Consider the following 16,366-nt stretch of genomic DNA (forward strand, 5'->3'; position numbering starts at 1 on the left):
CCAGAGATGCAGTACTCCGTTGTAAGGGGAGATTACTCTGAACACCACGTTGAACCTCTTAAGGCAGCGACTAGTAAAAAGTATTTTTTATCTGTTCTGTTCAGCAACTGCAGTACAACCGGGCCTCATAATCGATGGTCAACTCCAGGCACAGGAAACCTCCGGCTCTATAGCCGGAACAGTTACAGACCCCTCCGGGGCTTTAATTCCACAAGCGACTATCATTCTCCGAAGCTCAAGCGGCAAAGCACAAACAATTCACTCCGACTCCGGTGGAAACTATACGGCGCAAGGCTTGCTCCCCGGCCTCTATTCGGTCTCCGCGTCCGCTACAGGCTTCTCCTCTTTCCATCGTGAGCACATCTCGATCCGCCCTGGGCAGAGCTTACACATGAACATCTCTCTCAAAATCGAGGCATTCAGCGAGCAAGTCACCGTATCGGATGAGCCAGAAGGACTGGACACAAGCCCGGGAAAGGGTGGGGGAGCCACCATCCTCCGCGGCTCAGATCTCGATGCGCTCTCGGACGATCGAGATGAGCTTCAAACCGAACTTGAGGCAATGGCCGGCGGAGACGGCGAATCAGGCAATCAGTTTTTCATCGACGGATTCTCAGGAGGCAAGCTTCCCCCGAAAGAAACCATTCGAGAGATTCGTATCAACCAGAATCCCTATTCCGCCCAATACGATTCCTTGGGATGGGGACGCATTGAAGTCTTCACCAAACCTGGTGCAGACAAGCTTCACGGCGAGTTTGGAATGAGCGGCAACAACTCTTCCTTTAACACAAAGAGTAAATTCGTCAATACACAACCTCCCTACTACTCCTACGATCTCTTTGGACATCTGACAGGCCCGGTTAATAAGAACGCCTCCTATTTCGTGGAACTCTGGCGAAGTGACAGCCAGGACAACTCCATCATCAAGGCTTTGACACTGGATTCCGACCTGAATCAGATATCGATAAACAAAGCTGTAGCTACTCCATCCATTTCAACTTCATTCAATCCACGACTCGACTGGCAGTTGGGGAAAGATAATACCCTGACCCTACGCTATCAACTCGATCAGACAAATCGGGACAACGCCGGAGTCGGACAATTCTCTCTGCAGTCGCAGGCCTATAACAGCAGTCTCACAGTACAAACCTGGCAGATCGGAGATACGCAGGTCTTTGGACCCAAGATAGTCGACGAGATGCGTTTTCAGTACATCCGCTCTCGCTCGCACCAGGCATCAATTGACTCTTCTCCAACCATCATCGTGCAAGGATCATTTAACGATGGTGGAAACAATCTTGGCTCCATCCGGGATAACAACGATAAGTACGAATTCCAGAATTACATCAGTGTTGCCGCAGGAAAGCACTTTGTTCGCTTTGGAGGAAGAGTGAGAGTTGGCCGTGACGCCAATCGCTCTGAAGCCAATTACAACGGCGAATTCATCTTTCCTTCTCTGTCGGCATATCAGCAAACAAAGATTTGCCTCAGGAATGTAAACGATCCGGCGATTCGTCCCCAGTGCGGAGGCGCTTCTCAATTCAATATCACGGCTGGAATCCCCAATATCGTCGTATCTCTAGTCGATACCGGACTGTACGCGGAAGATGATTGGAAGGTAGGGAAAAACGTCACGCTGAGTTACGGATTGCGTTTTGAAAGCCAGACGCAGATCGATGATCATGCAGACTGGGCACCACGAGTCGGCCTCAGTTGGGGCGTGGGATCGAAAAACGGCAAAGGACCTAGCTATGTAATCCGAGCAGGCTACGGCTGGTTCTATCAGAGATTTGCCTCCAACTCGGTATTGCAGGCACAACGGCAAAATGGACTCTTGCAGCAGGAATATGTTGTAACCAATCCCGATTTCTTTCCCCAAATACCCGAAATCAGCAAACTTGCAGCCAAAACAGATGCCACGGTCTATCGGATCAATCCAGCCATTCAATCTCCGCTGAATATGGTGGCGGGGATAGGTGTGGAACACAGCTTAGGCAAGCATGGCAACATCTCTGTCAATTACATGAACAGTCGCGGCATTCATCAGTTCCTTACTAGAAACATCAACGCGCCGTTACCGGGAACCTATGATCCTAGCGATCCCTCCAGCGGGATACGTCCTTACGGAGGCAATCACAATATCTATGAATACGAATCTCAAGGCACCGGCCGTCGAAACAGGTTCTTTGTAAACGGCAATATAAATCAAGGCAAAAATCTTTCGCTCTTCGGCTCTTACACTCTGAGCTTCAATAAAGCCAATGAATCCGGAATTAGCAGCTTTCCTTCTAACCAATACGACTTGGACGCCGATTGGGGGCGCTCAAGTTCGGACAACCGACACCGTGCCTTTCTCGGCGGCTCAATACGGCTTCCCTATAGCATCCGCTTCAATCCCTTCATATTCATGCAATCAGGCAGTCCGTTCAATATCGTCTTAGGCAAAGATCTTAACGGCGACGCACAATACAACGATCGTCCTAGCTTTGCCAATGACACAAGTAGAAGTTCCGTCGTTCGCACAAAGTGGGGAGTCTTCGATACCGCGCCCCTATCCGGACAAACGACTATCCCCATTAACTACGGAAGAGCACCTGCCGTTTTTATGCTGAACGCTTCGCTGAGAAAATCGATAGCTTTCGGTCCGGAAGTAAAAGGGCCAGCCAGTTCTCCAGCGCCCAACAATAAAGCAGAAAAGCCCCACGTCGACCGCCAGTATCAATTGGATCTGGGAGCCTATTCCGGGAATGTAATCAACCGCGTAAATTTAGGCCAGCCGGTGGGAACACTAAGCTCCCAATACTTTGGCCAGTCCACATCGCTCTTTTCCTGGTCCTCGTCCGGTTCGGCGAACAGGACGATAGAACTATTTATGCATTTGAGGTTTTAAAAACAGCTAAGGTCCGGGCAGCTGGTAAAGCGGATAGCTAAACTCCGGGCAGCTAAAAACCGGGCAGCCGGTTACCGATACTAACTCAGCTCTTATTTGCTCTCCATCCGTAGTCAACGAAAGGAGAAGGCAAAGTCGAAGGCCGGGAAATAATCTATTCCGCTGACCGGGTTTTAGCTGTCCGCTTTACCAGCTGCCCGGTTCTTTGCCGACCGGAGTTTAGCTACCAAGAGAAAGGCCGCCTGTTAAGGCGGCCTTTCTCTTGGTCACTGCCAGTCCGGATTAAGCAGGAATCAGGATGCGACTATCCTGCGGTGTGGTAGTCGTCGCTGGTCCGCTCGCGGCTGCCGGTGCAACTGGAACAGCATGCGACGCCGAGGTGCGGGTTAAGCGATGAACGAAGTGGTAAGGAGGCCAAGGCCCTGAAAGTTGCATCTGGCAGTCTTTCAGCAGGGCTAAGGCGCTGGTGTACTTATTCTGGTAGCGCTCAACACATTTCGTGTCGATCAGGTGCGCGATATCCAGGAGGATCTTTCCGGATTCCGTTCTCCGACAGGTAATCTCTTCATCCAGAGGCAAAAACATCCGATGCATCTGGAAGGAAACGGAACGAGCCCGCGTCTGCCGCTCCCGCTGGCGGGCGGCACTTTCACGCAAACTCGATAAATATTCTTTGCCTACCGTTTCAAGAACCGCCGCTTGGACCTGGTCACGGCAGCCATCGTCCACCAAGACTTTCAAATGCATCTCGGCCTTGCCGCGCAAACGGTCCAGGTTAGCCAGGAATTGACGTTGATTCGAGCGAATGGATCGCCTTAGAGCTTCATCTCCGGCAAAAATAGTTCCGAAGCGGAAAGGCAAAACTGTGGAAGAGCGGAAACAGTCAGCGATTACACGTGCATGATCGACGCCTGACTTCTGCTCCAGTGGTTCTTCGGGATTGTGTTCACTAACAATTACAGCTAAATCACTGGCTGGATATAAAAATACTTGGTTACCTTTAATGCCATAAACCGAATCCATTGGAACGGGCTTACGGTGACGAGCGAGTTCAGGAAAAGCCTGCTTCTCACCAATGCAGTAGGCATACCATGCCATAGGGAGTCACTCCGCTTGCCGATATCCCTTACGGGCTACCGGGATGTGTGGTAACGCTCTGGTTGGGGAACGACTTCATAACAGGGCTGCTAGCACGTCTGTTTATCCAAACTGTGCCGCACTATCGGTGGGAATAGTACGTGGCCGAAATAACACTTGGCAATGTCTCACATCACGAAAACTGAACCAAGCTTCAATTTTTGGAAACTTCATTTTCATAAAAGTAAAATAATTTTTGTAATACAAAAACAGCCAAACTATGAATTTTGTTTCATATAGAGAGAAGCTAACGGGAAAATTTAGCGAAAATTTTTATTCCAAAAAGGAAAAGGCCGGAGAAAATTTTCCTCCAGCCCAGACAACTTCATGAACATCGCCTAGTGATGTAGACGGAACAGAATCCACCCCTGTAAGCCGAGAACAACCAGCAGGAGCAGGAGTACAAAAACGCCGATGATCTTGGCAGTCCGGGTTGAGGAACGAATCTCCTCGATTTTTTCCAGCTGCTCCCGATTCCGGTGGTCGACTTCCTCCCGAATTCGAACCAGTTGCTCCTCAACTCTCTTGAGCTGCAGGTTCTGGTTCTGCACCTGGCTTCTCAGATCTCGTTGCGAAGACTGCATATCGGCAACGGATCGCTCGATGGCCTTGGAGCTTTGATTTTGTGGGACCAGAACGGAAGTAACTGGAGCTAAAGCAGATGCGATCCCGCTGTCCAGCAGAGGCAGAACTCGCGCGATGATGGGCAAAGTGGAACGTACCTTACCGATGAAACCGAGAAAACCCTTCTGAGAGGTTCCCGTTGGCGTTGTGGTCTCTTCTTCAATCGCCAATGCCACCTCAGCCTTCTCCAGAGAGGCCTGGGTGCCCTCCGGGGGTTTTGCTGTATTGCTATGGGGTTCAACAGCCAATTCCGGCAAATCGTTTATCCCTCCGCTGCGGAGATCGAAGCCTTCGAGTGAAAATTTCTTTTCGGCCATGAACAGATCCTTATCCTTGAACGTTACAGATAAAGGCACTCTCTGACCAGGTGACAGAGCTGGAGTATTTTCCGCAAAGATGCAAGATCAGGACACGGAGACATACGCAGCTTTCCACAAAAGAAAACTGCTCCTCGCTGTCCGCGGCAAATCTATACCTATGCGGGAAATACTCTAAACCTCCGAAGATTGAGCCCTCTGCTTCAATGCATGTAGTACCACGCGCAGCATATCCTCCTCCGGAGCGGGTTTCCCGGTCCAGATTTCGAATTGGCGAGCGCCCTGTTGTACAAACATCTCCACTCCGGTAATCACCTGCAGATCCTTTTCCCGAGCCATTCGCAGTAGCGGTGTCTCGATTGGGTTATAGACCAGATCGAAGACAATCTTCGCATTCAACTCTTCCGGTTCGAGAACGTGTGTGGACTTTACGCCAGACATCCCGCAAGGGGTGGCATTCACAATCACGTCAAACTGACTCTTGGCCATCTGATCCTGGCGCACGACCTTCGCATGGGCCTCGCGAGCCAGCTTTTGGGCCGATTCCTGTGTCCGGTTGAGGATATAAACCTCTGCGTGTTTGTCCTTCAATCCGAAGACAGCAGCCCTTGCGGCGCCACCAGCCCCTAAAACCAGTACCTTGGCACCCTTGAGAGGCAAACGCTTCTCCAGCGGCCGCACAACGGCAGCTACGTCGGTATTAAAGCCATAGAGCTTGCCATCCTGGGAGCGGACAATCGTGTTCGCAGCACCGATCTTCGCCGAGAGCGGATCGGCCTTTTCCAGGTGAGGCATGATCTCTTCCTTCAGAGGCATCGTGACCGAAAGACCGCTGAAAGGCACCTCCCGAACCAAAGTGAGCAGATCGGACAGCTTTGTCGTCTGCAGCGCCAGGTAGACCGCATTCACCGTTTCTTTGCGGAAGGCGATGTTCTGCATGATCGGGGAAAGCGAGTGTTTGATCGGATTACCGGCAACTCCATAGATCCGAGTCGCCTTATCCAGCTGGTTGATGCGATAGGTCTCCGCCAGAGTCCGGGCATCGATTTGTCCGGGGGCAGTCTCCGCACCCGGGGAGGAAGAAGCAAAGGTGAAAACCGAACCGGCACGCAAGCCCAGGACGCGACTGATAACTCCTTGCTCACCCATGCAAATTCCAACCATGTGGGCCAGTTCGCTGGTCCGTTCCAGGAAATGCATCATGGTCACGTTGTCGGTTAACGACCTGGCTGTGGAAACCACCTTCAGGAAATCCGCCGCAAAGGGCTTCATCCTGTCAAAAACGTCGTCCAGCCCTTTAGTCGTTGTGAAATCGTGATAACTGATCAGGATTGCTGCTCCGCATGCCCGCAGCTTCTCCAACTCCGCAGGAGTGGCGGCCTCTGCACTTTCCAACTCCAAATCGACAATATGAAAGCCGGAAGTCGCAGCCTTTTGCAGCACCTCGAATTCGGCCGCAAGCGTTCCCTTAAACTTTCCTCCGTTTGCCTCCCGTCTGCAGGTCCCAATCGCCGTAATGTCTCCACGGCCGGTCAAGAACTCTTCCAGCTGTGGGATCGCGGCAAGTGGCTTGGGCAGATAATCCAGGCGGAACTCCAGAAAGGAGCTGTCAGCCAGAGCGGCCTTGGCCTTCTCCAGCATCTCTGCAACAGAGGACCCCAGAATGGCGACGCAAACCTTTCCGATCCGTAGACGTAGATGTTGATGTTGCTTTGCGGAACTTGCAGTTGTCGTATGCATGGGGGTTCGCAGCGAATCTTAACGAGACTGGGGCGAGGATGCAAGTGCAGTCCGCCCGCTTTTCGTTGTTTTGAAGAAGATTTGCGCCAGGATACTGAGTCTAATCTGTTTGAGTACAAGAGAAGGAAACACTGGAACCGGTATTTACGCCACCTTTGAATTTAAGGTAGTTTTTCGAAATCACTTGAGTCTGTGTTTTCGAAAAACACGGCATCGGTGCTGATACCAGCCGCATTGACCAGAGAGTGTTACACCTCGATATTGAATGGATTTGAACATAAACAGGAGGAATCTTGTCAGAACAATCTTTCTACGCTTGGGATGGGCTAGCTGAGGGAAACGCAGCAAAGGTGGAAGAGTGGGTGGACGCTCGCTTGTTGGCGAAGGAGCAAGCGATAGAGAAGCTCCTCTCTGTTAACGGCCAGAGGACGTTGGAAAACACGCTACATCCCTTCGATGAGGCGCAAACCGAGCTGTATTCGGCAGGATCGCAGGCCGGGCTGCTGCACAGCGTCCACCCCAGCAAAGAGATTCGCGACAAAGCCGAAGTACTCACGCAAAAGATCTCGCAAGCTGCTACAGAACTGAGTCTGAATCAGGATGTTTACCAGGCGCTGAAGACTCTCGATTTGAAAGAAGCTTCTCCTGCAACCCGTCACTATGTGGAAAGGACTTTGCTGCAGTACCGTTTAGCCGGTGTCGACAAAGACGAAGCCACCCGACAGCGCATTCGCGAACTGCATAATGAGGCAACAAAACTCTCTCTGGAATTTGGACGCAACGTACGGGAGTGTGTTCATCACGTAACGGTCAAAGACGCCTCGGAGCTAAACGGACTTCCCGCAGACTATATTGCCAATCACCCTCCGGCAGAAGACGGCACAATCACTCTGACAACCGATCCACCCGACATGATGCCGGTGATGACCTACGCCTCCAGTCAGCAGTTACGTACCCAGATGTTTCTTGCCTACAATACGCGCGCGTATCCGGAGAATCGCCCTATACTGCTGGATCTGCTCAAGACGCGTCAGGAGATTGCCAACATACTCGGCTATAAAACCTGGGCCGACCTTGCAACAGCAGACCAGATGATGGGCTCTGCCGACGCGATGAAGGAACTCTTTCAGGAGCTGGAGACTGCATCGAGAGATGGAGCCGCACGCGAGTATGAGATGGTTCTAGCTTTCGTTAAGGAAAAACAACCGGACCTTAAAGAGATCGATGCTGCCGGTCGCGGATTCTGGTATGAGCAATATCGCCGTGCCGCCTTCGACTTCGATTCTCAATCGGTGCGTCCATACTTCCCTTACGCCCAGGTGGAAAAGGGGATTCTCGATACCGCTTCCAAACTTTTCCTCGTCGAATTCCGCAGAGCTCCCGATGCCGCGGTGTGGCACTCCTCCGTCTCAGCATGGGATGTCTTCGATCAAGGAAAACAGATCGGGAGATTCTATTTGGACATGCATCCCAGGACAGGAAAGAGCAAGTGGTTCAGCGCCTTCCCACTCGTCTCGGGAGTGAAGGACAAGCAACTTCCTGAAGCAGCTCTCATCTGCAACTTCCCTGGAGGAGACAGCGGAGATCCGGGACTGATGCAGTATTCAGATGTCGTTACCTACTTCCATGAATTCGGACATCTGATGCACGCAATCCTCGGCGGACAAGTGCCCTGGACCGGCGTAAATGCTTTTTCTGTTGAAGGAGATTTTGTCGAAGTTCCATCTCAGATGTTGGAAGAGTTTTTCCGGAATACACATCTGCTGCAGAGCTTCGCACACCATTACGAAACAGGGGAGCCTATACCATCGGAAACAGTCGAAAGGATGAATCGAGCGAGCGCCTTCGGTCGCGCCGATTGGGTCCGCTCACAGCTCTTCTATTCGACGTATGCATTGGAGACACACAGCTTGCCTGCGAGCGAAATCAATCTCGATAAGCTCTTCGAGGAAGGCTATAAACACCTGCTTCCATATGCCTGGATCGAAGGCAACAGAATGTATGCCAGCTTTACGCATCTCACCGGATACTCTTCGAACTACTACACCTACTTACTGGACAAGGTCATCGCACTCGACTTCTTCAACCAGTTCGATTCAGGGAATCTCCTCAGCGGTCCTACGGCAATGCGTTATCGCCGAAGCATCCTGGAACCAGGCGCAACCAAACCCGCAAAGGAGTTGGTAGAAAATTTCCTCGGCCGGGAACATACGATGGAAGCACTCAAGAAATGGATGAGTGCGGAATTTCTGAAATAGAAAGTTCGCTTCTTTCAACCAAAGCTGAATCCCCGGCAAACCTTTCTCTGGTTTGCCGGGGCTGGAATCAAGAAGACATGAATCACACTTCCAGATGGAAATAGTACTCCCAGGTTTCAAAAGAGAAACATGGAATCCATTGACTTGAGGGAAAACCAGTCCGACAACGCACAAAAAAAAATCTACATTCCTCTTTAGCTCGCCGCATCAGAAAACCCTCTGAGTTCCTTACACGTCCTATTTCGGTGAAGAATCTGTCACCAATGAATCATGGTTGCATTCCCGCCAGAGCAATTTCGGCGCATGTGTATCCGGCAACTACGAAACACCTAGGTCTTCTTTAAGAGAACTTGTCGATAAAAGAATCATTCGTCGTAACGGACACAAGCACGCCCAAATTGCTCGCTACGCTCCCAATGCTCAAGCAGGATGTAACAAGACAGGGATCTTTATGCTCTGGAGTGTCCATAGTTGTCACAGTCCGTTTGGAATAGTGTTTCAAATTGAGAATTTCGGGACACAGGAAAGCCTTAGGTTAACAGTTGGGGTAAAACTTTTGTTTTCAGAGATGTAAGTGTTAGACCGGGACAGCTACAATGCGACCATGCCTCGCTCCTCTCCATTTCAAGCGCTTATTGCTGTAGATGATGCTGTGGCCCTCGGTGCGCTAGATACCTTCTTTGCGGTAAGGGGAGATAAGTGCGAGTTAGTCAAATCCAAAGCTGATTTGACGGAGTTTCTTCATAGACTCCACCCGGACATTCTGGTCCTGGAGATCGATCAGAATGCGGAATTACTCGAAAACCTGAAGCAATCATTCCCTGAGATTCCTATCGTTGTCATCGCTGAGGGCAATCCCGACGTTGCATTTCGTGCTGCACGCAATGGAGCAGTCGATTTTTTCACTCTGCCCATCGATGTGCATGAAATGACCACGCGCCTGAGCCGCATCGTATCCAAACTTGGAACCAGTCCAGGAAGCAACGGATTCGAGACGTCGAACAATAAGCCAACCAATAAATATCAGCAGGCGCTGAATGAGTTTCCAAGCCTTTTCAGTTCTACTCCGCGCATGCGGGAGATCCGCGACACCATTGACAAGGTAGCCACTACAAGCGCAACGGTGCTCATCCGTGGAGAGAGCGGTGTAGGCAAAGAGATTGTTGCCCGCATGATTTACGCGCGCTCGCAGCGCAATTTGAAACCCTTCGTAAAGGTAAATTGCGCAGCGATCCCCAATGATCTGCTCGAGAGTGAACTCTTCGGTTACGAGCAAGGTGCTTTCACCGGAGCAACGCGTTCAAAACCGGGTAAATTCGAGCTTGCTCACAGTGGCACGCTATTTCTCGACGAAATCGGGGAAATGCATCCCGCACTGCAGGCCAAACTGCTCCACGTCCTACAGGATGGTGAATTTTCCAGATTAGGTGCGAAACAGGACATTGCTGTCGATGTCCGTGTCATCTGCGCTACGAACAAAATCCTCGAACAGCGGGTGGCGGAAGGTCTTTTTCGCGAAGACCTCCTCTTCCGTATCAACGTCGTCACAATTCACGTACCACCGCTTCGCGAACGACGCGATGAGATTCCGATCCTAATCGACTACTTTCTGAATAAGTATTCAGGGGTTTACCACCGCAAGGTCACACCCTTGGGAGACGATATTATGCACTTTCTCTCCCAATACTCCTGGCCCGGAAACATCCGCGAGTTGGAGAACCTCTGCAAACGATATGTGATCGTCGGAGGAGCTACCCAGATTGTCCGGGAACTCGCAGCCCGTTCGGCCGAACGTTCTGCAGCGGGAACAGAAAAGCTCCAGGAAGCTGAGCTTGAGATCAAATCGGTCATACCAAGCTCTTTACTTGAGATTGGCCGCCGTGCCGCCTGGAAGGCAGAAAAAGAAGCGATCAGGGAAACCCTGGCCAGCACCCGCTGGAACAGAAAAGAAGCAGCACGTAGATTGCAGGTTAGCTACAAAGCGCTTCTCAACAAAATCAGGCAGATGGAAGAGGAAAACGAAATTGAGCCCCAAGATTCTCTTTAGTGGTATCCAAATACCACCTTTGAGCATCCTTCCCTGAAGAGGCGGTGAATTACCAAAAGGAATCTTGTCAAAATTAAGTTGTAGGTATAAGGGAATGTGGGATTTAGCACTTTTTCAAAAAAGAAAGCAACTTTGGCGCTCAAACTGCAGTCTTACTAAGCAACACAAGAGGCAATATCTACTGAATACCCATCCCGGAAGTGCATCTTTGTGAGGTCCGTTAGGACCATCGCCTTTCAAATCCCCCTGGCTTCCTTCCCTTAAATGCCTCTAGAGCGGGCCCGCCGGAAAGCGGGCCCTGAAGCTCTCCTCAGAAGATCTAACTCTACTTCAGTCTCCCGCCTGCCATCAGTATCACAAATCACCGTTAAAATGAGACGAATGCCTGTTTCTATCGATCACCAGAAATCTAAGCCTACATCTGTTGTAGATCTCGACAGGCTGCTCGCTGCCGCAGGACTGGAGCGCAGCAAGCGTGCCAGGAAAAGCATCGTCCAATCAGCAGTACAGGATCAAAGCGAAGAGCTGCCCATCCCTATCAAAGCCTCCGCCAAGAACGTAGGTGTTCTTACAGTTGAGAACTGGAATCGTTATGACTGGCTAGTTAACGGTTTTAGCACTCGAATAGGTGGAGTCTCTACAGCGTATTGCCCGGGAGAAAACAGAGGAGATCTAAACCTCGGATTCACCGCCTCCGACACCAGGGAGAATGTACTTGAAAACCGGCGTCTTTTGCTCAAGAGACTAAATAAGGGCTACGGAAAGAAGTCCCTTCCAGCACTCGTCACCCTCCGGCAAATTCACTCAAGCGTGATTCACAGAGTGGACCGTGCCGACGCGGATCGGGAACTCCCACTCAAGGGAGACGGAATGATGACGGATGAACCTGGACTGGTTCTAGGCATCCAAACCGCCGATTGCATCCCGGTGCTGATCGCAGATCGCAAACGGAAGGCTGTGGCCGCTTTTCATGCTGGCTGGAGAGGCACGCTTAAGAGGATTGTGGAAAACGGCGTCGGTCGTATGCGACTGGAGTTTGGTTCACGTCCGGAAGACATGATTGCCGCAATAGGACCCGGGATTGGCTCCTGCTGCTATGCAGTCGGCGAGGAAGTCCACCACGAATTTCTTTCTCAGTTTGCTTACGCGGACAAGCTCTTTCACGAGGTTTCAGACTCCGACCCGGTAAAGGAGAAGTATCCGCTGCTCTTTCTCACCGCGCGTGCCCCCGGACACTCCAAGCTTGGACCAAGCCTTCACCTGGACTTGGTAGAGGCCAATCGTCGGCAACTCCTGGATGCCGGACTGAAGGCAAAGTCGATCTGTCTCACAGGAGAATGCACAAACTGCGCTCCCGATCGCTTCTTCTCATACCGCGCATCACAAGGATTCACTGGCCGGATGTTGTCAGTGATAGGCGTAAGGAAATAAAGGCACACAACTCGCCAGCTCTCGATGACGAGAGAAAACCAAGCCCCTGTTAGGCAAATCTAGAGAAGGAGAGGAATGTGATATCCCGCATTCCTCCAAACACACTTCGAGGGACACGGGATATCCGTTCTCATTGCGTCAATACATCGTCCTTCGGACGATGCTAAATCCGGGGTAAGACCCCGGAACAATAGCCTCCCACCGTAATACGGCGGTAAAACGTTTCAGGCAGCGGTATCGGTGGATCCCGCAGCCATCTCCTGTCCGCCACCCTTGGAAGAATGATTTCCGCCAGGGTTCACCAAGTCGCGCAATTCCTTGCTCGGCTTGAAGTACGGAACACGTTTTGCTGGCACGTCGACACGAGCACCTGTTTTTGGATTGCGCCCGATGCGGGGTTTCCGTTGCCGGATTCTGAAACTGCCAAACCCGCGGATCTCAATCTTATCGCCCGATCGTAAGGCTCCAATGACAGATTCAAAAATGGTATCGACAATGACTTCCCCGTCCCGGCGCGTCAAATCGCCGAGTTGAGTGACTTCTTCGACTAAATCTGCTTTGGTCATGGCCGGCCTGCTCCCAGATATTTTAAGAATAAGCTAGTTGCCTATGATGTAGATGCAGATTCTACGGGATTTATTTCCAAAGAAAGTAGAAATTCGCATTTCTTTCCAAAAGTTTACCCGGTCCTGGGAATAGATCCGACGGATCTCCCGTCAGGATATCGAGTAAGCCCTTGTGCGGCACCTTCGGCTTAACTACATTTGGCTCCCCGGAAAGGCCTACTTGGTGAGCAGTTTCGAGGAGAGCATCACGAAAGGTACCTATTTTGTCAATCAAGTGCAGGGGCATGGCCTGTTCTCCGGTCCAAACCCGTCCGCTGGCAACAGCACGTACCTGCTCGACTGGCAATTTGCGGCCCACGGCAACATCACGAATGAACTGGGTGTGCATGTCATCGATGAGGCCCTGCATATAGGCTCGCTCTTCGGGAGTCAGCTCACGCATAGGTGAACCGGCATCCTTCAAAGCACCAGCTTTCAGCGTTTCGTTCTTCAGCTTCGCCCATTTCAGAAGATCGCCGTAGTTGATCCACTCGGCAATAACGCCTATGGAGCCCACTACCGATGCTTCATTGGCATAGATCTTGTTTGTCGCCGAAGCAATGTAATAAGCCCCGCTAGCCCCTTCGCTCTCGATGGCGGCAACAATTGGCTTCTTGTGCGCTTCTCTGACCCGGCGTACCTCGTGATACACCTCCTGGGAAGCTGCCGCTCCGCCACCCGGCGAATTGATGTGCAAAATAATCGCCTTGATGGAGTCGTCCTGATCGAACTTGCGAATCTGATCGACCAGGGTATCTGCCGACATAATGACGCCGTCAACATCGATTACACCGATGCTGCCGCCGCTACGCAGCGAGCCAAGACCAGAGGATTCTCCGGAAAACGACTGCACTGTTACCCAAACAAGCAGGCACACAGCCAGGACAAAAGCAGCGAAGAGTCCGCCGCCGATTAAAAGCCAAAATCCGAAAGAATGCCGTCGAGGTTCGTTCATAGCCGGTGAGTTTAGAGCAAATCCATATAGGTGTATACCGGTATTCATAACAGTGAACACCGGTCGGTTAAGTTATTGGTCCTACCTCGTCCCTGACGAAGATGTCCGCTTGCCCGATTTTGAACTCTGAGGATAGTAGCCGGCTCGAGTACGGACATTCAGCTTCTTGAAACCCTGAGCCTTCGCTTCCACCTGGACACGACGATATCCGCCAGCACTATAGGGTTTTGTCGAACGATACCCAATAGTGTACTGGTTACGAATATCCTTCGCGACCTCCGTCGCAACGGCGTCCACCTCTTTTAACGAGTGAGGAAAGAAGGCGGCGCCACCGGTCTCATCCGATAAAAGTTGCAGAGCTCGACGCGCCCGGCGGGATTCCCGTCCCGACATTTCATCGCCGAAGAGCAATCCGATTGAGTAAACGACCGGCCCTTGCAGCTCCTGCACACGACGAATCGTCTGCTCCAGAGTGAGGCTGGAAGCATTATCCTCGCCATCGGTAACAACGATTAGAACCTGTTTAGGACGTTTGGCAGCTTTTGCCATCTGATCGGCAGACGCAACAATCGTGTCATACAGAGCCGTGCCGCCCTTGGACTCGATGTGCGCCAGACCATCCCGCAACTTGTTCACGTCCGAAGTGAAATCCTGGTCAAGGTAGGGTTCGTCGGCAAAATTCACCACGAACGCCTCATCCTGAGGGTTCGAAGCTTTTACCAGGTCAACAGCCGCCGTATTTACCGCCGGACGCTTCTTGTACATGGAACCGGAATTATCGACCAGAAGCCCCAACGAAACGGGTACATCCTGATGCTGAAAGCTGGCGATGGTCTGTGGAACGCCATCCTCCAAAACACGGAAGGCGTTCTTGTCCAGAGTGGTAACCAGATGATTGTTCTCATCCAGTACGGTTGCATTCAGTACGACTTCTTCAACATCGCGGCGAAGGACATAGCCTCCGTGCGTATCACGGGAGATATCGCCTGAAGGAGCCGAAGAAGATGAAGGTGCACTTCCGTTCGATCCTGGAGCAACCTCCGGATCAGGAGAACGCACCGGGTCGTGATCCACAGCTGGAGGTGTCTGCTGGGGAGCGCTGGCAGAGTTCTGCTGAGAAAAAGCAGCACCGCCCTGCCAAAGGGCTAGAACCAATATCGTGATGCTTGCAATCGAACACTTACTGCAATGGCGCATAGTATCCCGTACGGGCATGGACAGTAAGCGGAGGCAGCCCTTGAGGCTGCAACAGCTTTACTTTCAATTTACGCCACTTTCCATCACGTTTGAGATCATCGGAGTGATAGCCGAGCACATATTGGTTCCTCAGCTCTGTAGATATCTTCACAGCGATGTCTCCCATGTCCGCCAAATCGTCTACACGAAAGAGCCTGCCGCCGGTTTCTTCACTGATGTCATGCAGAAGCATCGGACCTAGGCGCTCTTCGCTGGTCGGTGCATACGGGTCGAAGATGCCAATGGAATAAATCTGCACATCGGCTTCACGTACCTGAGAGCGAACTTCGCCTTCCGTATATCGGCTGCGATTGTCGCCACCATCGGAGACAACCAGCAAAGCCTTCCTGTCGTATTTTGCCTGGGCCATTTTGTTTACGCCGAAATAGATCGCATCCAGCAAAGCTGTCCTATGCCCGGAGTGGACGGTTAATAAGCGAGCTTCGACATCCTCTATCGAGGAAGTGAAATCCTCAATCAGTTCCGGACGATCGTTAAATCCAATGACGAAAAATTCATCTTGAGGATTAGCGGTTTTCAGGAACTGAAGGATAGATTCTCGAGCCCGTACCAGTTTCGACGTCATGCTTCCACTCAGATCGAAAATGATGCCGATCGAAACCGGCGAGTCCTCACAGGAGAAACTCCGGATCTTCTGCAGAGCGTTGTTTTCGTAAACAGAGAAGTTCTTGCGATCAAGCCCCGTTACCAGACGGTTCATGGGATCGGTCACTGTGACCGGAACCAGCACAAGGTTTACATCCACACGAATGCGCGATCCAGGGCGAGCACGCAACGCTTCCGCACCCTCCAAAGGAGCGGGTTCGGAGGGAAGAGCTGACGTCTTGGGCGCGGGCGGATCGACATGAACTTTATTCAGCTGGTCCTCTTGCCCCTGCGCTGTTGGTGCAAGAGACGGGAACAGAATCAGCATAGCCATGAAAAAGAGCACTGCCTGCAAGCGGCAGAGAACGCCTCTATGGCCCAACATCGGGGAAATACTGGCGGTCCGGTCTCGTCTTGCGAGCGCCATGATCCTCACCCTCAATGGCTGCATCCTAGCACGGCGAATTCTACGGCAGCACCTATAACTTTAGGATGCAATAAACATAGTTTTGCGGCCAGC

At 51.6% G+C, this 16,366-nt stretch carries 11 protein-coding genes; 4 read left to right on the forward strand and 7 right to left on the reverse strand.

The window, feature by feature from the left end:
* The first annotated feature begins 49 nt into the window (after positions 1–49).
* Positions 50–2,890, forward strand: a complete 2,841-nt coding sequence (locus AC6I7T_RS10205) for a TonB-dependent receptor (RefSeq protein WP_497793276.1) — start codon at positions 50–52, stop codon at positions 2,888–2,890.
* 282 nt (positions 2,891–3,172) lie between these two features.
* On the opposite strand, the gene AC6I7T_RS10210 is transcribed toward AC6I7T_RS10205, so the two are convergent.
* From AC6I7T_RS10210 to aroE, 3 genes are all read right to left on the reverse strand, one after another.
* Entirely contained in the window at positions 3,173–3,988 is an 816-nt protein-coding gene (locus AC6I7T_RS10210; RefSeq protein WP_497793277.1) for a GvpL/GvpF family gas vesicle protein, read from the reverse strand.
* A 377-nt stretch (positions 3,989–4,365) separates the two neighbouring features.
* Complete coding sequence (locus tag AC6I7T_RS10215) at positions 4,366–4,968, reverse strand: hypothetical protein (protein ID WP_497793278.1); 603 nt, start codon at positions 4,966–4,968, stop codon at positions 4,366–4,368.
* A gap of 174 nt (positions 4,969–5,142) precedes the next feature.
* The gene (gene aroE / locus AC6I7T_RS10220; protein WP_497793279.1) at positions 5,143–6,708 is read right to left on the reverse strand and encodes a shikimate dehydrogenase; all 1,566 of its coding nucleotides are present in this window, start codon (positions 6,706–6,708) and stop codon (positions 5,143–5,145) included.
* 293 nt (positions 6,709–7,001) lie between these two features.
* On the opposite strand from aroE, the gene AC6I7T_RS10225 reads away from it, so the two are divergent.
* The 3 genes from AC6I7T_RS10225 to pgeF all read left to right on the forward strand — a co-directional run bounded on the left by AC6I7T_RS10225 (position 7,002) and on the right by pgeF (position 12,444).
* Positions 7,002–8,966, forward strand: a complete 1,965-nt coding sequence (locus AC6I7T_RS10225; protein WP_497793280.1) for a M3 family metallopeptidase — start codon at positions 7,002–7,004, stop codon at positions 8,964–8,966.
* A gap of 574 nt (positions 8,967–9,540) precedes the next feature.
* A complete protein-coding gene (locus tag AC6I7T_RS10230) occupies positions 9,541–11,013 on the forward strand; it encodes a sigma-54-dependent transcriptional regulator (RefSeq protein ID WP_497793281.1) in 1,473 nt (490 codons plus the stop codon).
* A gap of 381 nt (positions 11,014–11,394) precedes the next feature.
* The gene (gene pgeF / locus AC6I7T_RS10235; protein ID WP_497793282.1) at positions 11,395–12,444 is read left to right on the forward strand and encodes a peptidoglycan editing factor PgeF; all 1,050 of its coding nucleotides are present in this window, start codon (positions 11,395–11,397) and stop codon (positions 12,442–12,444) included.
* A 224-nt stretch (positions 12,445–12,668) separates the two neighbouring features.
* Here pgeF and AC6I7T_RS10240 read toward each other — a convergent pair whose 3' ends face one another.
* The 4 genes from AC6I7T_RS10240 to AC6I7T_RS10255 form a co-directional block, all read right to left on the reverse strand.
* A complete protein-coding gene (locus AC6I7T_RS10240) occupies positions 12,669–13,010 on the reverse strand; it encodes an HU family DNA-binding protein (RefSeq protein WP_497793283.1) in 342 nt (113 codons plus the stop codon).
* A gap of 70 nt (positions 13,011–13,080) precedes the next feature.
* The gene (gene sppA / locus AC6I7T_RS10245; RefSeq protein WP_497793284.1) at positions 13,081–14,052 is read right to left on the reverse strand and encodes a signal peptide peptidase SppA; all 972 of its coding nucleotides are present in this window, start codon (positions 14,050–14,052) and stop codon (positions 13,081–13,083) included.
* 33 nt (positions 14,053–14,085) lie between these two features.
* Positions 14,086–15,201, reverse strand: coding sequence for a VWA domain-containing protein (locus tag AC6I7T_RS10250; RefSeq protein WP_497793285.1), 1,116 nt, complete (start codon positions 15,199–15,201; stop codon positions 14,086–14,088).
* Entirely contained in the window at positions 15,185–16,273 is a 1,089-nt protein-coding gene (locus AC6I7T_RS10255) for a VWA domain-containing protein (protein ID WP_497793286.1), read from the reverse strand. Before AC6I7T_RS10255 ends, AC6I7T_RS10250 begins: the two co-directional genes overlap by 17 nt.
* Positions 16,274–16,366: the final 93 nt, after the last annotated feature.

The organism is Humiphilus diazotrophicus, assembly GCF_059726315.1.